Origin of the sequence: Psychrobacillus antarcticus, from assembly GCF_029533155.1 — a bacterium.
Lineage (GTDB): Bacteria > Bacillota > Bacilli > Bacillales_A > Planococcaceae > Psychrobacillus > Psychrobacillus antarcticus.
The window spans coordinates 13,189-34,125 of the sequence record NZ_JAIZDB010000036.1 but is presented as its reverse complement, the minus strand read 5'-3'; the positions used below and the strand labels follow the sequence as shown (position 1 = coordinate 34,125).

Below are 20,937 nucleotides of genomic sequence, written 5' to 3'. Positions count from 1 at the left end.
TCCTTAATCCGATGATATCTAAGTCGAAACCATTCTCTTCAAAAATCTGTTTAGGACCTTTTCCTGCCTGACTTTCCTTTACCGCACGAATTTTAAATTCCGCTGTATATTGAATAGCTCGATCAGATACGGATCCGACATTCAGATTGACTTCTAATAAGCGCTGTTGATGTTCGTTAAAAAGTATTTTACTCATAATGTTTTCTCCCGTTCAAAGTTTGTAAATTTTAGTATAACGGGGTTTTGAAAAAGAAAAAACCCTGAATAGCTACACTTTTTATAAAGTGTCTACTATTCGGGGTTCAGTTCAAATTGCTTTGCGCTGTCCTTTTAATTCACCAGTTTGTATTTCTGCAACACTCATTCCCGTAATATACGATAAAAAGGCGGGATAAAGTGGAAATACACAAGGCGAGATGAAAGTTAATACACCTGCACCGAATGCAAGTATAATAGAAATGTCCGTCATCAAAACTTCCTCCTTAGAAGTGAATTTTTTTGTCATTTTGATATTACATACCTTCTTGTTTCACTAATAAAGGTGTTATTTAATTTAATGGCCGGATTACTGAAGATTTTAATATAAAAGAATCAAAGTATGATTGTCGAAAATTCAAAAAATGAACTTTAGTTATTGTGCCAACGTACCCGTTACGTTAAAATCATCTTCTCATCAATTCTGTTTTCTTTTATATCGTTAAGTCACTTTTCGCTAGGGCTTCCCTAAACTTGAATATCTATTTAATTAGTTAACTTACTCTCATTGAGTAGACATAATGCCATTTCTATTTCTCCTTTAGAATACTCCTCAACTAAGGATAAATGGGAACCTGGCAAAACAGCCCTGAATGTGCATGGGAAATGAAACATAACCTCTCACTTCCTCCTTGGCATTTGCATCAACCAGGATGGGTCCAATTAATCCGCCGCCATTCATTATGAATAGTTTTTTTCTCCCTTTTGCATAGAGCCAAGTATGACTCCTGCTGTCATAAAACGTCTCAGAACCACAGAAATGACTGTTTGCATATCTTGGCGGCGTTTTGCTTCTTCTATTGTTTTTGTTGTAATTGCAGTATGTGCGCGCACTTGTTTATTGTGAGCAATGGCTTTTACTAAAAAATCTTTCACTTTGATTTCTCACTTTTTTCTATAATACTGTTAATCTTTTGTTTTTAATTTACGAACTTTTTCAGGTGTTACATCATTTAAATTCGGATCCACTACCTTCATTCCTGAAAAGGTTTGGAGAACTTGTCCGCGAATGGCACGTAAATAATCTTCACGAAGCACTTGTCGCTCAACTTTTTCTGCATATGTTAACCCCTCTTCACGCTGCTTTTTCGCTAATACATTAATTCGTTTTAACAAGTCCAACATGTTTTTTCACCGTCCTAATTGATTTTGTATTTATTCAATAATTTCAGTATGGAAGCAACGTTTCATATGGTTTACCATTGTTTCTCCCCAGATCTGTAAATGTTGCTACCCCTCGTTTATGAATGACTGTTTCGAATCCTTCTGCGTCTGCTCCTGCAACTGTTAAAAAGTCACAAATATCAGTAGTTACCCCGACAGTATGAACCTTTTGTACTCCTGAATTCCGTAAAGTTTCAGCCAAATCTGTCTGAAAGAATGCATTATAGTTTGTTTTAGGCTTATAAATTAAACTTTCATTATCTTTATTGTTTTGAAACCAATCATATAAATCTCCATATGGTTGTTGCCCTTCTGTACCTACAATATTATGTGGTGCCCATAATTCAAAGTGTGGGTCATTTGGTTGATGTGCATCCATCGATACGACAACTACATCTCCCTCAGCTAAGAATTTAGTAGCCAAATCCTGAATATAAAGCACTATTTCTTGTGCTGGCTTACCGACAGTCAATGTTCCATTATCAGCTACAAAATCATTACTCATATCAACAATTAATAAAGCTTCTTTTGTCATTTTATATCAATTCCTAAATGTAATTTTTTTACATTACAATCCTTAGAGATGCTTTCTACTTATACAGATACAGCTTTTCGGTTATGTTTTTTTGCTTCCTCTATGTTTTTCATTTTATTGTCCCAACAAGCCCGACTTAAATCCACAGGATATTCCGCTGGATTTAATGAACGTTTGTACTCTTCCCATAAAAGTTTTAGTTGTTGTTGTGCATAAGATTGAATCTCTTGGACTGATGGACTTTCATACACAAGTTTGCCGTTGTCGAAAATATCTACTTGTAAGTCTTTGGCTGTAAAATTGGTGACAAAATTTCCAATGTACGTATGCACAGGATGAAACATGTGAAGTTTGGCTTCTTTTTCCGGTTGTTCGTTGGCTAAGGCGATATAATCACCTTCTGATTTTTTCGTAAGATTATTGATAATACGGTATACCTTTTTTAATCCTGGTGTTGTGACTTTTTCAGGACTTGCAGAAATTTTGATCGTGTCACGCATCTGTCCGTTGTCATCTTCAATGGAAACGAGTTTGTACACAGCACCTAAAGCTGGTTGATCGTAGGCGGTGATAGCTTTGGTACCAACTCCCCATGCATCAATTTTCGCTCCTTGTGCGTATAAGCTCATAATGGTATATTCATCAAGGTCATTCGAAGCATAAATTTTAGAGTCAACAAATCCTGCTTGATCTAATAATTTTCTTGCTTCTTTGGAGAGGTAAGCCAAATCTCCACTATCTAAGCGAATGCCTACAAAATTTATCTTATTGCCTAGTTCTTTGGCAACTTTGATTGCCGTAGGAACACCCGATTTTAACGTGTCATACGTATCCACTAAGAAGACACAATCTTTGTGACTTTTTGCATATTTATGGAAAGCAGTGTATTCATCTTGATACGCTTGAACAAAGGAATGTGCATGTGTTCCTGAAACAAGAAGACCAAATCGTTTTCCTGCTCGGACATTGCTTGTGCTAGAGAACCCACCAATATAAGCAGCTCTTGTCCCCCATAAGGCGGCATCGAATTCATGTGCGCGTCTTGATCCAAACTCTGAGACAGGCTGATCACCTGCGACTTGTTTGATTCGAGAAGCTTTGGTTGCGATGAGTGTTTGATAGTTTACAATATTCAATAACGCCGTCTCTACGAGTTGCGCTTCGATTAACGGCGCTTCAATTCGAAGAATGGGTTCGTTCCCAAATACAACTTCCCCCTCTTTCATAGAACGAACAGTTCCTGTAAAACGTACAGTTCGTAAGAAGTCAACATAGTCTTCTCGATAGCCAAGTTCTTTTAAATACTCCAAATCGCTTTCAGAAAAATAAAACGTTTGGAGATAATCAATAATTCGTTCCAATCCGGCAAAAATCGCATAACCATTTCCAAACGGCAATTTTCGAAAATACAAATCAAATACTGCTTTTTTTGTATGAATGTTATCTTCCCAGTAAGCTTTTGCCATATTGATTTGATACAAGTCCGTGTGTAGGGCGAAGCTATCATCTATATACTTGTTCATTCCACTTACCTCCTAAGCGAAGAAAATGTGATCGGACTTGCTCATGATTAACAGTTTTTTCATGCATTAGTTTCACTACTTTTACGTAAAAGTTCTTTAGCAAAGTCAACAAGTTGACGTGCTTCTTCGGTCCGAAGAAAAATCACATTCAGACCATCAGGACCTAGACGGAAGCGATCCAGTGCATCAGCATCCTTGAAAATCTGATACAGCAGCACACCTCGTTCAGTTAAACTAGAGGACGTTACAATCTCTGACACCCCAAGCGCATCATCCTGGTCATGGTAGTAGATCATGTAGTACGTTTGCTCGTCAAAGAGTAAATGATGCTCTGCGCAATAATTTTTGTAATACTCTGCTGCACGACTACCATGTCCCTTATCAATCCCATCGTCCAGACGACGAGAATCATGGAACATAGCCGCCATTGCAAGTGCATCCTTTTCCTCGTCACTCAGGCTTTTCTGATGTCCAATGACGAGTGCGAGTAACAGCACTCGAGCACAATGGGTTTTCGTATGCCATTCACTATCGGGTAGCCAAAATTCTATGTTTTCCTCCATGAATTTATACCATACTTCATAATTCTTTTTAATTGGTTGGCATAATGGTTCATTCAAAATATTCGCTAGAAACATCTTGCAATCCCTCCATAATGTTTGTATTAGGGTGATTTATGCTTGTTTTAACTGCATTAAATGCTCGATAACTTCTGCAATATCACCATCGACCGCAATGGATTTAGAAGCAATGGCATCTGGAATATACAGCTCAGATCCTCTATTAAAAGTAATATAGCTGGCATTTTCCTCAACGCTAGTTAACTTCATAAGTGGCGCTTTAATCAATTGGTTTCTTGCTCCTATACCAAATTCCAGCACTACTAATCTCTTCCCATGAGCTTTCTCGATAAAATCCTTATAAGCCTGAAAACTCGCTTGCCATACCTCTCCTCTTAGAAAACTCCGATCGACTTCGACATGGACTTGCATTGGGCAACCACATTCTGGACATTTAGGAATAAGGTTGGAAGGGACCTTTCCATTTTCTTGCTCCTGTTCCATCTTACTCAATATTTCGTTCCCTTTATAAATTCGATTAAGGCAACCATCAGAACATTGCAAATACCGAATATTTCCCTCGATTTCGAAAAGACGTTCCTTTTGAAATCCTGCCAGTGCAAAATGAGAATCTGTATTAGAGGTAACCACAAAATAATTTTTATCCTTCACCAGTTCATAAAGGTTCTTCATAACCGGACTAGCTTCTTTGTTGTTTACAAAGTAGGCGTACATACGGCTGAAAAATGCCCACCTTTCTTCCTCGGAAGGATAGGAATAAAAGGCTCCCTGTAAGATGTTACGAAAACCATATTTCTGTCGGAATTCTCCAAAATGTTCTTGAAAGGAAGAATCATCCGCAAAAATATTATAACCTTCCGAAATGGCAAGACCGTTACTTGCACCTATCAGGATGCTGTCAGCCTTTTTGATTTTTTCTAAAATTTCTTGATATTTCTCTTCCATAGGATCCTCCATTTATATATTAAATTTCTGATACATTGCTACTCAATATCGTGAAATGCAAAGCCACTCAGTACGTATCATATATCCAAATCTCTTTTTTCTTTCTCTTTCAAAACATCTTGTAGTACCAGTGCAATATCTTCTTTAATAGCAAGTCCTTTGTCACTGAGCTCTTGAGGAACTACCGCATCATTAGGATTTATTGTAATGTAGTAGGCATCTGGAAAACTGTATGTCATATTCCAGAATGGCTCTTTAATGAACATCGGCGTCATAGTTCCAACACCCAATTCCAGAAATAGAACTTTTTTATCTTTGTTATTGATAAGGTATTCATTGTATTTAGTTAATTCATTTCTGTAAGAGCTTCCTTCCAGAAATACATAAGAGCGCACCCATGGTTCCATTTCCTGTCCGCATTTTGGACATACTGGAATTAACTCTGTTGGAATTCTAGTTCCAACTATGTTTGCATACATTTTCTCCACTTGTTCTTTATTAAAATAAACATGATCATGGCAACGAGAGCCACATTGGAAATAACGCATGTCCCCTTGAATTGGAGAGACTTTGTCTTCGGCGAAAGTCTTGGAAAACTGTGCATCTTGATTCGTTGTAACAACGTAATAGTTTTTACCTTGAAGTAGTTGCAACAAATCTAGGTAAGGGCGGCCAGCTTCGGCTTCATGTAAAAACTTGATTTCAGTTGCAAGAAAAGCCCAACGTTCTTCACTTGTAGAAAAGCGGTAATAAAAGCCCTCAAAAAGGTTTTTAATACCATATTTTTCTTCATATATCCCAAAATGCTTCAGAAAGTTTTCATCAGTATTATAAAAGCTGTGTCCGATAGCCTCAGACATCCCGGCAGCTCCACCGACAACAATTGCCTCTGCTTCTTGAATTTTGTTTAGTAATGTGTTTATGTTGTCTTGATATTGTGGTGATAACATATTATATTTTCCTCCTAATTATATTTATTCTTTCTCGTGTTCTAACATATTATATAGTGAGTATTTACATATAAACAAGTATGCACTTTTTATACACATACTATCCTAATGTATAGTATTGTTATGAAAAATTTTAAAGGGTATGCTAGCCGAGCGTTGGCTAAACTGTATAACTTCCCATACAGAGCGGCTTCCCTTCAAACAAATGCTTACTTCCACCAAATATCAAATGGAGTTACGTACTACACCCGTTATGCTTTGTTACTTCAATTCATTTTTTATATTTCCCCTCACTTCGCGTTCTAATAAATAGGATCCAGAACATGATGATTCAATGTCTAGTTCTCAATTACCCGTCGCATTAGTATAGACATTGACAACAATTCCATGGGCAAAGACAAAGGTATCGTCGGGCTTGATAAATACTAGAGCCCCTTTGACACCTTCTTCACCTTTTTGCATTCCGTGAGTGGCTAACTATATAAAATTAGGCTTATGACCTTTTGCGCTGTTCTCCAGCCGAGTTAACCTAATACTTAAACACTTTTTCCTCCAATTCATTATGCTCTGTCTTAAGAAAGTCAAAACGGTTGAGATTCTTCTTATAATTGTTTGTTTTTAGTTTTACGTTCAATAAAGAAGTGTAATATATTTTGTATGTTTTGAAACAAGCTTTACTTGATTCTGAATGTATTATATAGTTGATATAGATTCACAAACAAGTATGCACTTTTTTGACGCATACTATCTAGGAGGATAGTGTCATTATGAAAACATCCAAAGATAATGTCGCTGATAACCAAGAGCCATTTTTTGGCTACACTCTCTCCATCATCAGCGGTAAATGGAAACTGCTCGTTATTTACTATTTATCAAAAAATGGTGCAGTACGTTACAATGAACTTCAGCGCATGATCGGTAAAATAACCTATAGAACACTCAGTTCCACCTTAAAGGAAATGGAGAGTGATGGATTAGTTCATCGTGAGGAGTATCCTCAAATCCCTCCAAAGGTTGAATATAGCCTTACTGAAAAAGGGAAAAGTATTTGGCCTATAATCCAAGAAATGTGCCAATGGGGAGAGCAGTATAAAGAAAAATAAAAGAGAGGAAATTAAACATATTGCGTGGTTGACTTGATCCGGAAGAATCATATGCTTCGTGTTATTTATAAATTTGAATCAGTTTCTTTAGCGGATTTTTTATAAAGACCGACTTCCGAAGCAATTTAGTGACATTTTGGCGGTTGTCGTCCGGAGTCTAGCGGGGAAAATTTCAAAGTTGTAAGTCATCCAAAGTCCGTGAGTTTAGGATTTATCTTACCAAGATAAGGTCGTTCCAGAGGAACAAATCCATTATGCATTTGTCAGCGTATTTAAAAGTATGTAATGCGATGTAGATTCGACCTAGGATTTACTGGAACATAACTAGCCAAAAAGAAAAAATGGTTCCAATCATCATCGGTATTTGATGATCGGAACCATTTTTTTGGATTATTTCCACTGTCTATTGGTGAATTCCATTCCTGTAAGTTGCCATTTTAATCAGAAGAAAAACTTTAGCTTCCTGGTTTACCCTACCTACACATTTTTTCGGTACGACATCCATGGGTTATATTTCCTCCGTTGTTCTGTGCAAATAAGAGTGCAGAGCTAGTTTATAAAGTTTTATCGAGCTTTAAATGTAACTTGAACGACGTTCAAATGTTTCATACAGAATCGTGGAACAGAATTTGTTAACAAGAAGCTGCAGACATGCCGGTAACTCCGCCAACTACAAACGCTTCAGCTTCTTCTATTTTTTGCAGTATTTATTTCTATAATATTTTAATATTGTTGAGATAACATATTTAATTTGCCTATTTTACGATTGTTATTCAAAATTGAAAAGATTTACTTTTATAGCACCTTTAATCGACCTATTTTCGACTTTTCTTTGAGAGCATCCTGAAATACGCGGGCAATGCCTTCACTAATGGCAAGCCCTTTTTCCTCTATCTCTCTAGGGACCATCGCATCTTCAGGATTAATGCTAATGTAGTATGCATTCGGCAAACTATAGGTCATCTCCCAAAATGGTTCTTTAATAAACATTGGTGTCATCGTTCCTACGCCTAATTCTAGAAATAGGATCTTTTTATATTTGTTTTTCATGATATATGTTTGGTATTTAGTTATTTCGCTTCTGAAAAAGCTTCCTTCCAGGAACACACGTGATCGAACCCATGGCTCCATGTCCTGCCCACATTTTGGACATTTCGGTATCAAATCCGTAGGAATTCTAGTTCCCTCTATGTTTGCGTACATTTTCTCAATTTGATCTTTATTATCATAAACCTGATCATGACAAGGACCGCTACATTGAAAATAGCGCCAATCTCCTTGAAACGTAGAAACTTTCTTATCAGAGAAAGCCTTGGAAAATTGTGTATCTTGATTTGTAGTAACAATAAAATAATCTTTTTCTTGTATTAGCTGAAGTAAATCAAGATAAGTATGGCCGGCTTTGGAATCATTTACAAACTTGATTAAACTAGCAATATAAGCCCAGCGTTCTTCTCTCGTTGAAAAGTTGTAGTAGAATCCATAAAAAATACTCTCGATATTATACTTTTCTGCAAATTTTCCAAAGTGCCTCAGAAAGGCTTCGTCAGTCTTATACCAGTTGTACCCGGCAGCGGCAGACATTCCAGCAGCACCACCAACCACAATTGCATCAGCCTCTTCGATTTTCTGTAGTAATGTTTCTATATGGTCTTGATATAGTTGATCAAACATCCTCTTTATTTCCTCCTATCAATATGTCTAAAAAGTATTCAATTACCAGTTAACCCCTCCCAGATACAAGGAGTAAAATCGAGGGGTCTATCCATTTTGTAAGTTGGAACCATGCTTTACTTGAATCTAAATCTATTATATAGTTGATATATTCACATAAACAAGTATGCACTTTTTATACACATACTATCATATGGGAAAGTGTAAGAGTAGGCTACACACTTTCTATTATCAAAGATGCATAGCATAGAAAATGAACAGAAAAATAATCGTTTATAGAAGAAATACAAAAAAGGCAGCTTTCAGTTTCTAACCGAAAGTTGCCTTTTTCATTACCATATAATCAGTCCACCGGTAATTTAAAAACCATTTACCTAGAAAAGTAAACGTTTATTATCACGTTGCAGTCAACGAATTACGTAATTTAATCTCTTGTATGGATAGATACAAAGTATAGTTCCCATGATCGAGAATTTTATTTAGAAAAAGATTCAATTGTTCTTGGGAGTTAACTATTACTTTTAGATGGTAACAGCCTTCTCCCGATACGCGGTGCACTTCCAATACCTCCTTCCGAACATTCATTAATCGTATAAAGGAATCATGGTCTGCTGTTTTCATGTAAATAATGATAAACGCTGTGTAAGTAAGCCCTAATTTCATTTCATCAACTATTAGAGAGTAAGCTTTAATGACACCACTTTCCTCCAGTTTTTTTATACGATTCCCTACTGCTTGTCCCGTCATATGAATTTGTTCGCCTAGGTCTTTCCATTGAATACGTGAGTTTTCGGATAATACCCGAAGAATCTGAAAATCAATATTATCAAGTTCCATACTAAATTCCTTTCACCATGAAATTTTTTGAGATAAAAGTGTTTCGTCAACCTATCGATAAAAATCAATATACGATCTATGATTATAGTGTAACAAAATACTTTAAATGAGGTGGAGAATAATGAGCACAGCTCTAATTATTGTAGATATTCAAAATGACTATTTCCCAAATGGAAATATGGAATTAAGCAACCCTGAAAAAGCAGCTGCTAATGCTGCGAAAGTACTTGAATCGTTTAGACAGAATAACAAAGATAACATTTTCCATGTTCAACATATCGCAGGTGATCCAGCCTTAGGATTCTTCCTGCCGGATACAGTGGGGGCTGAAATACATGAATCTGTTCAACCATTAGAAACTGAAAGCATTATCATCAAACATTTCCCTAACAGCTTTTTAAAGACAGAATTAGAAAGCAAATTAAGAGAAAATGGCGTAACTAAGGTAGTAGTTGTAGGTATGATGACACATATGTGTATTGATGCTACAGTCAGAGCTGCAGTGGATCTTGGCTATGAAACTACACTTATTGAAGATGCATGTGCGACACAAGACTTATCGTATCAAGATAAAGTCGTTCCAGCTGAACAGGCTCATTATGCATTTGTCAGTGCACTTAACGGTATGTATGCCAAAGTAATTTCGACCGACGATTTCCTCCAACAAAACTAACACAGGCTTCAAGAGACATATAATTCAATTAAAAAAGGGAGATTGTTTAAAAACAATCTCCCTTTTTTAATTGTCTGCTTTTTCTCATTTAACTTTGTAATCTGAAAATAATGGTCTCAAAATTCTTTTCACGTAATACGATAATGATTGTGGTGGCAAATTGATTAAGCTTTCACTTCACATAAATGCTTATGTTCTGATATTTTAAATTTAATATTCATATTGATATACATTTTAGGAATAGTATCCGCAGCTCGTTTAAGAAACTCTACCATCCCCGGGTATCAAAAAACTAAAACGCTTAGAAGATAATCCTCTAAGCGTTTTATACCAAAGTAAGAATACATAATGCCTTTTTCTTTTAATTAGAACCTATTATTAAGTATATTTTCTCCTAAAATAAAATTAAGTATATCCTTGCCTTAACGGCAAAAATATACTTAAAGTCACACAACCGTGTGTTTCAACGACTGAAAAAATATGGAGACGGCGGGATTTGAACCCGCGTCCAGAAACTCTAACACTTAAGCTTCTACGCGTGTATCTTGCCTATTTAGGTTTCGCGTAGCACTATGCCGACAAGCGGGCGTTGTGTACGCTAACTTGGAAATCTCTTGCAGACAGCTCAAGTTGCACTGGCTACCGTATCCCACTAAAGTTGAGCTTTACCTAGCCACATGGGCGATGGGTAGATAAAGCAGATCCGAGCTTACGCTGCGAATGCTAAGTTGTTGTTTGTTTTGCCTGTTGTTATAAGTTCCGTTTTTACGGAGCCGAGCCTCCGACGCGCAACTCAAGCTCAGACTATCCCTGTCGAATCCATAACGTCCCCGTTTATGGAATAATGTAAGCTTTGTTACATTCCTTACTATACATCAAAATTAGTCAAAATTCAAGAGAGACATTCTACCAGTTATGGTTATCCTCTTACCTATTGCTCTCTTTAAATGCTCTATCCATATCGCGTTTTGCTTCTTTCTTCTTCAATACATCTCGTTTATCGTAATCTTTTTTCCCTTTTCCGATGCCTATTAATACTTTAGCGAAGCCATTTTTCATATACATCTTTAAAGGAACGATAGAATAGCCATCTCGTTTTGTATCTCCGATTAATTCACTAATTTGTTTTTTGTGTAACAATAGCTTTCTCGCACGCAAAGGATCATGGTTAAAACGGTTTCCTTGTTCATATGGACTGATATGCATATTTGAAATCCACGCTTCATTATTACGAATACGTACAAAAGAGTCTTTCAGCTGTACTTTTGCATTACGAATAGATTTGATCTCTGTTCCTTGCAATACAATTCCAGCTTCAATCGTTTCTTCAATATAATAATCATGATTTGCTTTTTTGTTCTGTGCAAGAATTCTATCTTCATTCTTTTTAGCCATTTCATTCACCCCTCAAAACTCAAAAACTTAGAGAGAGCGACTTAGTGATCGCTCTCTTATTTTTTCTTTGGACGTTTACGACGTTGTGAATTTTTCGCAACAGACTCGTAAAATTTCTGTTTCTGTTTTGGTCCTTTAGCTGGTCCCGGTTGAGATTTTTCTCGACTGCTGGACCCACTACTTGCTCTTTTAGAGGCATGTATTACTTTTGGTGCTTCTCTTCTTGTACGTTGGAATGCTTTTTTCATCCCTACAATTTCAAAGTCAATCGAAGCTTCTTCTGGTTTAACGGCAGATACTCGAACCGTCACCTCATCACCAATGCGGAACTGCTTGCCACCACGCTCTCCAATCATCGCCAATTGACGATCGTCAAAACGATAATAATCATCCGTCATATTCGTAACATGTACCAGGCCTTCAATTGTATTAGGTAGCTCGATAAACAGACCAAAGTTTGTTACAGAACTAACAATACCTTCAAATTCTTCGCCAATCTTGTCAGCCATAAATTGAGCTTTTTTAAGTGCATCCGTATCACGCTCTGCATCTACTGCACGACGTTCACGTTTAGACGTATGCTCTGCAATATCGTCCATGATAGCTCCCCAATGATTAACGGTAGCTTGTGATACATCTTCATTTACCAAGTACGTACGTATCAAACGATGAACGATTAAATCCGGATAACGACGAATTGGTGAAGTGAAGTGGGTATAGAATTCAGTTGATAAACCAAAATGTCCTAGACATTCGGAATAGTATTTTGCTTGTTGTAATGAACGTAAAAGCATCGTAGAAATAACCGGTTCTTCTGGCATTCCTTCAATGTTTTCAATAATTTCTTGTAACGCTTTAGGATGAATTTCATTTCCTGTTCCTTTAACCACTATTCCAAAATTCGTTAAGAAATTAAAGAATCGTTCTAGTTTTTCAGGCTTTGGATCCTCATGAATACGGTAAATAAACGGTACATCCATCCATTTAAAATGCTCTGCAACTGTTTCGTTGGCCGCAAGCATGAACTCTTCAATCAGGCGCTCTGCAACAGTACGTTCTCTTATCGCAATATCTGTTGGCCAGCCATCTTCATTGACAAGAATTTTCGCTTCTGGGAAATCGAAGTCAATTGCTCCGCGTCTTTCACGTTTCGTACGAAGAACTTCCGCAAGCTCTGCCATTAATTCAAACATAGGAACTAAGTCTTTATAGCGTTCCATTAATGCTGCATCTTTTTCTTCTATAATTTTGTAAACATCTGAATACGTCATTCTTTCCGTAGTTCGGATAACACTTTGGAAAATTTCATGAGAGGTAACTATACCTGAACCATCGATGATCATCTCACAAGATAATGTCAAACGATCAACATTCGGATTTAACGAACAGATTCCGTTTGATAGACGATGAGGAATCATAGGAATAACACGGTCTGCTAAATAGACACTTGTTCCACGGTCATATGCTTCCCGGTCTAATGGTGAACCATCTGTTACATAATGACTTACGTCAGCGATGTGGACGCCAAGTTTATATGTACCATCCGAGTTTTTCGTTACGGTTACTGCATCATCTAAGTCTTTAGCGTCTGCTCCATCGATTGTAACGATTACTTCATTTCGAAGATCTCGGCGATTTTCCAAGTCCTTCTCATCAATTTGATCTGGAACAGCCTCTGCTTGGTTGATCACTTCTTCTGGGAAGTCGATCGTAATTCCATGTTTATAAATAATAGAAAGTATATCTACACCTGGATCATTTTTATGACCTAGAATTTGTGTGACCATCCCTGTAGCGGACTTTCTTTCATTTGGCCATTCTGTAATCTCTACGACTACCTTATGCCCTTCAATCGCACCTAGTGTATCTCCTTTAGCGATAAATACATCCATAGGGACCTTTTTATCGTCAGGAATTACAAATCCAAAGCCTTTATTGTCCTGGAAAGTTCCGACAACTTGAGATATTCCGCGCTGCGTTATTTTAATAATCGAGCCTTCTCTACGGTCTCCTGATGTTTCTTTGGAAACTCGTACAAGTACTTTGTCTCCGTTGACTGCTCCATTTACTTCTGTGGGTGGTATAAAAATATCGTCCATGCCGCTTTCTTCAGGCGTAACAAAACCGAATCCTTTAGCATGTCCAATGAATTTCCCTGCAATTAGATTCATACGAGAAGGAATCCCATATCTATTCGATCTAGAGCGAACGACTAAACCATGTTCCTCCAATTGGACAAGTGTTTTTACTAATTCTTTAAAATCATCTGCGTCTACCAGATTAAAATGTTCTTCAAGCTCTTTCGTTGTTGACGGTTTATATTCTTCTGTGTTCATTAATTCGAGTAATTGTTCTTTCATATTTTCCATCTAACATCCCTCCTTTTTCAGCGTGTGCAGTTTTGGACTGTTTTACACATTCCAATCAAGCGACTCTAAAAAGTTTAATATATCTTCATGCAATTGTTCTTTTTCTGTACCAAGTGTGATGACATGTCCTGAATTTTCATACCAATTTAGGCTCTTCTCAAAGGATTCAGCCTGTTCATATATATAATCAGCAGAAGTAATATCGATAACCTTATCTTTTTTCCCTTGAGTTACTAGTAATGGAGCATACACATGATCTACATGCTCACGGACATTGTAAACAAACTCTCTTAGCTCAGCCAATGTCTCCATCGGCGTTTGTCGAATAGCCTCTACTTCTTCTTCTATTTGCTGTTCGGATTTTCCTTCATATTTTTTATATTCTTTTGCGTATTTTAGTACACCTTCAAACATAATATCAGTTGTTCTCATCGTCATCGGTGAGCACATCGTGACAATTCCTTTTACAGGTACTGTATACCCTAACTTTAGGGAGAATACTCCTCCAAGTGAAAGCCCAGCAACTGCAATTTCCTCATAACCTTCTGATTTTAAACTGTCATATCCTTGCATGACATCTTTCCACCAGTCCTGTGGACCTGTTTTCAGTAATTCTTCTGGTGGCACGCCATGTCCTTTATAATGAGGTGCTAATGATGTATACCCATTTTTTTCTAAAAAACGTCCAAGCATACGAACATCTGAGGAATTCCCTGTAAAACCATGAAGTAGCAATACGGCACGTTTTCCAGCTTCAAAGAAGAATGGCTTAGGAGTTGAAATTCGCATATGTAAAACCTCCATCAATAATAAACTTATGCATTATTTACCATACTAATTATTTCACTAATTAGCTTATTATGCCCGAATAATGCCTTATATTTCATATGTAATGTAATTAATACTCATTTTAAGAATAAAACACAAATATTTATATAATCGTTCGTTATTAAGCAGATCTCGTTGAATTGAGCGTAAGGTGGCGACTCCAGCGGGAATAGCGCGAGCTGAAAGCCCCACAGGAACGTACACAAGGGACAAAGGCTAAGTACGCCACATCGCCATCGCAACGCCTTCGTGATCTACATCCTGTAGACCCGAGGAGATTGAAGCCGTGCCCACGGAAAGCGTCCGCCTGAAGCGGAAATCAACAATTTTATAACTACTTTTATTAGCAATTGAAATATGTATAAACTATTTTAGTTAAAAGAAAACGCCTAACCAATCAGAAGTCGGTCAGGCGGTTCGCATCTGTTTTATAATCAAAAAGGCTTTGGTGTATAATACGCTCGCCAGAATAAATTATCCTATTATTAAACTAGGATGTAAATTTAGTTACGGCAATAGTCAATATAAAAAATAGAGTTGCTAGTACAATCGTTACTCTATGTAAGACTAAGTCCATACCTCGAGCTTTTTGTTTTCCAAAAAGTTGTTCAGCTCCACCAGAGATGGCTCCTGATAGACCAGCACTTTTCCCTGATTGTAACAATACAACAACGATTAATGCGATCGCTACGATGACAAGTAAAGTCATTAATAATGCGTGCATTTATTCCACCTCCTGATAAGAACGTTCACAATATATATAATTTTACCAAAAAACAAGAACATTGACAACCTATCGTAAAATATTTAGTTTGAAAATCTAGATATTTTACGATAGAAGATTTTTTACCTGCTTTGGAATGACAGTTACTTGCGTTCCTCAATAACCCCTAAGAGCTTGGGTTTTTATTTAGGTAAAGAAGTGAGCATGCCAGAAATCAAAAATTCAGTATAAAGGAATTTACATAGGTCGTCCTATCTTCTTGCCCGACTTTTCTTAGTGAAATATTCAATCCTTCTTTAACCATAATGCAATTTGTAAGGTTATAGCATCCTGTAGAACGGATGGATTATAACCGGTTATTTCACATATCTTGTTTAAACGATAGGTCAAGGTATGTCTATGAATTTCTAATGTCTCCGCACATACTGCAAGCTGTTGGTTGCAGTTGAAATACTCTTGTAATGTATGAAGTAGCTTTTCATTTAATCCTTTTAACATACGGTTCGTAAAGTGCTGCACCTCAGATGAATCTCTCTTTTTGAATAAAGAATATAGTTCAACGTCTTCAAAATACACGATAACTTTTTTCGGGTCACCGTATTGTAAAGCTACCTTCGCAGTTTCATAGGCGTAGTGAATACTATCAAGTGTTTCTACCACTTGCCCGACCCCTATTCGAAGGGTTTTATACTTTTTCAACTTAGGGCATAGCATAGTTAATTTCTTTTTCATTTCTTTTTCTTCCATCTCGGAAATAAGGATAAAATGTTCGTGCAGTTGATAGTGTCCTAGTATGATCGAGTCGTTTTGAAAAAAATGTTCCAGGTCTTGCACAATAGTTTGATATGAAATTGATTCTGGATTAAGTTCAATAACCCATGCGTAAAAGGGAGGTTTCAGTGAAAAACCTATCTTTGTCATTCTTTCGAACATAACCTTTTGTATGACTTGGTTGTTCATTAGCTCTAGAAAAATCATCTCTTGCATTTTTCGTTTCCAATCTCGTTCCGATACAATCAGTGCTTGATGAACCATCATTTCGGTTGTAAGTTGTACGAGCGTAGCAATTTCTTCTATTTGTTCAGGATCTCCTGTGATGCCTATGACCCCTACCAAATCATTTTGATAGAGAATAGGTAAATTTATACCAGGCTTTGTCTTTGGATATAAATGTTTGTTCTGTTCTGTAATCCAAAAGGGCTTTTTCGTTTGAGCAACTATTAAAGCACCTTCATGAATACTTTCGACGCGCAATAGGTCACCCGAAGCTAAGATCATACCGTTTGTTTGCATAACGTTAATATTACGTTGAAGTCGCAACATTGTTTGATCAACAATTTGTTCGGCAAGCTGTTTTGTAATCATAGTAGAACCTCCAGGAAGTATAAAAAACGCACTGTTATAATACAGATAATTTATACACTAAGTATAATGTATTTCCTTTAAACTATCACTATAATTCTATGTAAGCGCTTTATTGAATGGAGGTATTATAGTGAAAATCGTTGTCAGTCCTGATTCTTTTAAAGGATCATTAACAGCAACAGAGGCTGGGCAGGTAATAGTTAGAAGTATAAAGGAATTCGATTCAACAATTGAAACTGTACTACTACCTGTTGCAGATGGAGGGGAAGGAACTTTAGAGCCACTTATCTCTGCAACAAAAGGAAAACTAGTTTTGGTGGAGGTAAAGGATCCAATTGGGCGTTCTATTCGGGTGGAGTACGGAATTCTTGGAGACGGGGAAACATGCGTCATTGAGATGGCTAAAGCATCGGGGCTAACTCTTTTATTAGACCATGAAAGAAATCCGCTTATCGCATCTACTTTTGGGACAGGTGAGTTAATCCGACATGCATTAGACGAAGGATATCGAAAATTTGTTATTGGCATTGGAGGAAGTGCTACGAATGATGGCGGCACTGGAATGTTGAGAGCGCTTGGGATGAAATTTCGTAATGGAGTTGGAGAAGAAATATCTCAGGGGGCAGAATCACTGCAGTCACTTCATGAAATTGATGCAACTGAATTCGACTTGCGTATAGCAGATTCTCACTTCGTTATTGCATGCGATGTAGATAATCCTTTAATAGGGCCAAATGGAGCTACAGCTATTTTCGGACCTCAAAAAGGCGTTACACCTGAGCAGGTGGCATCAATAGATAGAAATCTAGCAAACCTAGCAAATAAGATAGAGAGCTTAACAGGGATAGCCCTTCATAATCGTCCAGGGGCAGGGGCAGCAGGCGGACTTGGAGGTGCATTTTTAGCGTTTTTTCCAGTCACATTAAAACCTGGTATTGAAGTTATCATGGAAGCTGTTAATTTTCATCAAGAAATCGAGTATGCAGATTTTATTATTACGGGGGAGGGGAAATCTGATCTTCAAACCCTTTCTGGAAAAGCGCCAATGGGCATTGCGAGTGTAGCTAAAGCTAAGAATATCGCAGTCATTTTAATATCCGGGCTCATAGCGTCAGATAGTATTTTGGCATTATCTTCTTATTTCGATTTATTAGTTAGTGTTACGGATGACTCTGTTTCGCAACAGGAGTCGATTGAACATGCGGAACATTATTTAGGGATTAGAACAAAAGAAACCATGTTTAAGTTATTACAAAAATAAAAAGGGGTGTGTCATGTGTTACTTTTAGTCATATTAATTGGAGTCATCTTAGTTGTAGTCTTAACGGCTGTGTTCAAGCTTCACCCATTTTTAGCATTACTGATTAGTGCCTTTTTCGTGGGTATTGCTTCAGGGATGCCATTACTTACAGTAGTCGAAAATGTAAATACTGGTTTCGGTGGACTGATGACGAATATCGGTATTGTCATCGTTGCAGGTACAATTATAGGCGTTATTTTAGAAAAATCCGGTGCTGCTTATCGTATGGCAGAGGTTGTACTTCGAGTTTTAGGTGAAAAACGCCCACAACTTGCCATGTCAATTATCGGATATATCGTGTCAATTCCTGTATTTTGTGATTCTGGATTTATTATTCTATCGAGTTTAATGAAGTCTTTAGCGAAGCGTTCCAAAGTAAAAGTTGCTTCAATGGCTGTCGCTTTATCAACTGGGTTATATGCGACACATACATTAGTTCCACCAACTCCAGGGCCAATAGCGGCCGCTGGTAATATCGGAGCTTCAGACTATTTAGGAACAATCATTTTAGTTGGCCTATTTGTAGCAATTCCTGCAGTTATAGTAGGCTATATTTGGGCGGTAAAAGTAGGGACAAAAATTGATGTAGAAGCGGATCAGGAAGAGGCACTTGACTATGATGAAATTATCAAATCATTTGGTAAAATGCCATCCACATTCAAATCATTCCTTCCAATCGTTTTACCTATAGCGCTGATCGGAATTGGTTCAGTCGCTGCTTTAACAGGTAGCGAATCAGGCTTTACACATTTCTTACAATTCTTAGGCGCACCAACTGTTGCGTTAATATTGGGTGTATTTTCAGCCTTCTTATTATTGCCCGAAATTAGTGAAAAAACATTGTCTGGCTGGATTGGTGATGCGTTAAAAGAAGCAGCCCCAATTCTATTAATAACAGGTGCTGGTGGATCATTCGGTACAGTCATCAAGAATTCTGGTGTTGCCGAGCTTTTGCAAAAGATGGATTTAGGTGCTCTATCAACAGGAGCATTATTCCTATTAGTACCGTTTTTAATAGCAGCGGCACTTAAAACGGCGCAAGGGTCTTCTACAGCTTCACTCGTTATAACATCTTCGCTTATAGCTCCAATGCTGCCTACATTAGGTATTGAAGGAGCACTGCCATTAGCATTAGTGGTTATGGCTATAGGAGCAGGTGCAATGACAGTCAGCCATGTAAATGACAGCTACTTCTGGGTAGTTACACAATTTAGTGGAATGAAAGTAACTGATGCATACAAGGCACAAACAATGGCTACCTTACTACAAGGTGTTACAACAATTATTGTCACTATGCTCCTTTGGTTGATATTTGTATAAATAATAAAACACCACTTCCTCCTTTTTATAAGGAATAAGTGGTGTTTCCTATTTATCAATTAAAAAGCAGTTAGCAACTTTCGCTAACTGCTTTGTTTCATTATTTTTTTAAGTTATAGAATGTTTCTTTGCCTAGGTATTGAGCAGTATCGTATAACTGATCTTCAATACGAAGTAATTGATTGTATTTTGCTACACGGTCTGAACGAGATGGTGCACCAGTTTTGATTTGGCCAGCGTTTGTTGCAACAGCGATATCTGCAATTGTTACATCCTCTGATTCACCAGAACGGTGAGAGATAACTACTGTATAACCAGCGCGTTTTGCCATTTCAATTGCATCAAATGTTTCTGTAAGTGTACCAATTTGGTTTACTTTTACAAGAATAGAGTTAGCTATACCTTGTTCAATTCCTTGTGCTAATTTTTTCGTATTCGTTACGAAAAGATCATCGCCAACTAATTGTACTTTTTTACCTAAACGCTCTGTTAAAAGCTTATGACCAGCCCAGTCATTTTCGTCTAAGCCGTCTTCGATTGAGATGATTGGGTATTTTTCGCAAAGCTCTTCATACCAAGCAACCATTTCTTCCGAAGTTTTCACGACGCCTTCACCAGATAAGTGGTATTTGCCATCTTCTTTGTTGAAAAGCTCAGAAGCCGCAACGTCCATAGCAAGAAGTACATCTTCTCCTGGTTTATAACCTGCTTTTTCAATTGCAGTCATAATTGTAGAAAGAGCTTCTTCGTTAGATTTCAAGTTAGGTGCAAATCCACCTTCATCTCCAACTGCTGTGTTTAAGCCTGCTTCTTTTAATACTGATTTTAAGCTATGGAAAATTTCAGCACCCATACGTAATGCATGGCGGAATGTTTCTGCGCCTACTGGCATTACCATAAATTCTTGGATATCCACGTTATTATCCGCATGTTCTCCACCATTTACAATGTTCATCATCGGCACTGGTAATTGTTTCGCGTTGAAACCACCTAAGTATTGATAAAGTGGAATTTCTAAGTAATCTGCTGCTGCATGTGCAACTGCGATGGATACGCCAAGAATTGCGTTCGCACCTAAATTTCCTTTATTTTCAGTTCCGTCTAATTCGATCATTGCATGGTCAATTTCTACCTGATCCAATACGGAGAAGTTTTCTTCTAGTTCAGCTGCGATAATGTTGTTCACATTTTCAATTGCTTTTAAAACACCTTTGCCTTGATATCTTGACTTGTCACCATCACGAAGTTCTACTGCTTCATATTCACCAGTAGATGCACCAGACGGAACGATTGCGCGTCCAAATCCACCGCTTTCTGTAAATACTTCAACTTCTACTGTCGGATTACCGCGTGAATCTAATACTTCACGTGCTTGAATTTGAGTAATAATTGGCAT

General features: G+C 37.4%; 19 protein-coding genes, 1 other RNA gene and 2 pseudogenes. 4 read left to right on the top strand and 18 right to left on the bottom strand.

Annotation, left to right across the window (positions count from 1 at the left end; all coding sequences use genetic code 11):
- The 9 genes and pseudogenes from LDK52_RS16710 to LDK52_RS16670 all read right to left on the bottom strand — a co-directional run.
- A pseudogene (locus tag LDK52_RS16710) lies at nt 1-196 on the bottom strand (IS3-like element ISBsp3 family transposase); the annotation flags it as partial.
- A gap of 114 nt (nt 197-310) precedes the next feature.
- Nucleotides 311-469 (bottom strand): annotated as a pseudogene (locus tag LDK52_RS16705) (cytochrome c biogenesis CcdA family protein); the annotation flags it as partial.
- Between the two features lie 467 nt (nt 470-936).
- Nucleotides 937-1,131 (bottom strand): Hsp33 family molecular chaperone HslO, encoded by a 195-nt coding sequence (locus LDK52_RS16700; RefSeq protein ID WP_277587075.1) that lies wholly within the window; start codon nt 1,129-1,131, stop codon nt 937-939.
- Nucleotides 1,132-1,161: 30 nt separating this feature from the next.
- A complete protein-coding gene (locus LDK52_RS16695) occupies nt 1,162-1,380 on the bottom strand; it encodes a DUF896 domain-containing protein (RefSeq protein WP_277587074.1) in 219 nt (72 codons plus the stop codon).
- Between the two features lie 43 nt (nt 1,381-1,423).
- The gene (locus LDK52_RS16690; protein WP_277587073.1) at nt 1,424-1,954 is read right to left on the bottom strand and encodes a cysteine hydrolase family protein; all 531 of its coding nucleotides are present in this window, start codon (nt 1,952-1,954) and stop codon (nt 1,424-1,426) included.
- Nucleotides 1,955-2,013: 59 nt separating this feature from the next.
- The gene (locus LDK52_RS16685) at nt 2,014-3,477 is read right to left on the bottom strand and encodes a nicotinate phosphoribosyltransferase (protein ID WP_277587072.1); all 1,464 of its coding nucleotides are present in this window, start codon (nt 3,475-3,477) and stop codon (nt 2,014-2,016) included.
- Between the two features lie 59 nt (nt 3,478-3,536).
- The gene (locus LDK52_RS16680; protein ID WP_277587071.1) at nt 3,537-4,115 is read right to left on the bottom strand and encodes an HD domain-containing protein; all 579 of its coding nucleotides are present in this window, start codon (nt 4,113-4,115) and stop codon (nt 3,537-3,539) included.
- A gap of 36 nt (nt 4,116-4,151) precedes the next feature.
- Nucleotides 4,152-5,003, bottom strand: coding sequence for an SIR2 family NAD-dependent protein deacylase (locus LDK52_RS16675; RefSeq protein WP_277587070.1), 852 nt, complete (start codon nt 5,001-5,003; stop codon nt 4,152-4,154).
- Between the two features lie 77 nt (nt 5,004-5,080).
- On the bottom strand, nt 5,081-5,953 hold the full coding sequence (locus LDK52_RS16670; RefSeq protein ID WP_277587069.1) for an SIR2 family NAD-dependent protein deacylase: 873 nt from the start codon (nt 5,951-5,953) through the stop codon (nt 5,081-5,083).
- A gap of 767 nt (nt 5,954-6,720) precedes the next feature.
- On the opposite strand from LDK52_RS16670, the gene LDK52_RS16665 reads away from it, so the two are divergent.
- Nucleotides 6,721-7,056 carry a winged helix-turn-helix transcriptional regulator gene (locus LDK52_RS16665; RefSeq protein WP_277587068.1) on the top strand — a complete coding sequence of 112 codons (336 nt, stop codon included), beginning with the start codon at nt 6,721-6,723 and terminating at the stop codon, nt 7,054-7,056.
- Between the two features lie 795 nt (nt 7,057-7,851).
- On the opposite strand, the gene LDK52_RS16660 is transcribed toward LDK52_RS16665, so the two are convergent.
- Both LDK52_RS16660 and LDK52_RS16655 read right to left on the bottom strand, forming a co-directional pair.
- Nucleotides 7,852-8,730 carry a Sir2 family NAD-dependent protein deacetylase gene (locus tag LDK52_RS16660; protein ID WP_277587067.1) on the bottom strand — a complete coding sequence of 293 codons (879 nt, stop codon included), beginning with the start codon at nt 8,728-8,730 and terminating at the stop codon, nt 7,852-7,854.
- A 396-nt stretch (nt 8,731-9,126) separates the two neighbouring features.
- A complete protein-coding gene (locus tag LDK52_RS16655; RefSeq protein WP_277587066.1) occupies nt 9,127-9,567 on the bottom strand; it encodes an Lrp/AsnC family transcriptional regulator in 441 nt (146 codons plus the stop codon).
- Nucleotides 9,568-9,688: 121 nt separating this feature from the next.
- Between LDK52_RS16655 and LDK52_RS16650 the strand changes: the two genes are divergently transcribed.
- Nucleotides 9,689-10,240, top strand: a complete 552-nt coding sequence (locus LDK52_RS16650) for a cysteine hydrolase family protein (protein ID WP_277587065.1) — start codon at nt 9,689-9,691, stop codon at nt 10,238-10,240.
- 478 nt (nt 10,241-10,718) lie between these two features.
- On the opposite strand, the gene ssrA is transcribed toward LDK52_RS16650, so the two are convergent.
- From ssrA to LDK52_RS16620, 6 genes are all read right to left on the bottom strand, one after another.
- Nucleotides 10,719-11,072, bottom strand: a transfer-messenger RNA (tmRNA) gene (gene ssrA, locus LDK52_RS16645).
- A gap of 95 nt (nt 11,073-11,167) precedes the next feature.
- Nucleotides 11,168-11,635, bottom strand: a complete 468-nt coding sequence (gene smpB / locus LDK52_RS16640) for an SsrA-binding protein SmpB (RefSeq protein WP_277587064.1) — start codon at nt 11,633-11,635, stop codon at nt 11,168-11,170.
- A gap of 56 nt (nt 11,636-11,691) precedes the next feature.
- Nucleotides 11,692-14,004 carry a ribonuclease R gene (rnr, locus tag LDK52_RS16635; RefSeq protein WP_277587063.1) on the bottom strand — a complete coding sequence of 771 codons (2,313 nt, stop codon included), beginning with the start codon at nt 14,002-14,004 and terminating at the stop codon, nt 11,692-11,694.
- A gap of 42 nt (nt 14,005-14,046) precedes the next feature.
- Nucleotides 14,047-14,793, bottom strand: a complete 747-nt coding sequence (locus tag LDK52_RS16630; RefSeq protein WP_277587062.1) for an alpha/beta hydrolase — start codon at nt 14,791-14,793, stop codon at nt 14,047-14,049.
- Nucleotides 14,794-15,322: 529 nt separating this feature from the next.
- Nucleotides 15,323-15,556, bottom strand: coding sequence for a preprotein translocase subunit SecG (gene secG / locus LDK52_RS16625; RefSeq protein WP_277587061.1), 234 nt, complete (start codon nt 15,554-15,556; stop codon nt 15,323-15,325).
- Between the two features lie 285 nt (nt 15,557-15,841).
- Nucleotides 15,842-16,921: a CdaR family transcriptional regulator gene (locus tag LDK52_RS16620; protein ID WP_277587060.1), complete on the bottom strand. Its 1,080-nt coding sequence runs from the start codon at nt 16,919-16,921 to the stop codon at nt 15,842-15,844.
- Nucleotides 16,922-17,051: 130 nt separating this feature from the next.
- Between LDK52_RS16620 and LDK52_RS16615 the strand changes: the two genes are divergently transcribed.
- Together LDK52_RS16615 and LDK52_RS16610 are read left to right on the top strand one after the other, a co-directional pair.
- Complete coding sequence (locus LDK52_RS16615) at nt 17,052-18,182, top strand: glycerate kinase (RefSeq protein ID WP_277587059.1); 1,131 nt, start codon at nt 17,052-17,054, stop codon at nt 18,180-18,182.
- Between the two features lie 15 nt (nt 18,183-18,197).
- A complete protein-coding gene (locus LDK52_RS16610) occupies nt 18,198-19,541 on the top strand; it encodes a GntP family permease (protein ID WP_277587058.1) in 1,344 nt (447 codons plus the stop codon).
- A gap of 100 nt (nt 19,542-19,641) precedes the next feature.
- Here LDK52_RS16610 and eno read toward each other — a convergent pair whose 3' ends face one another.
- A complete protein-coding gene (gene eno / locus LDK52_RS16605) occupies nt 19,642-20,937 on the bottom strand; it encodes a phosphopyruvate hydratase (RefSeq protein WP_277587057.1) in 1,296 nt (431 codons plus the stop codon).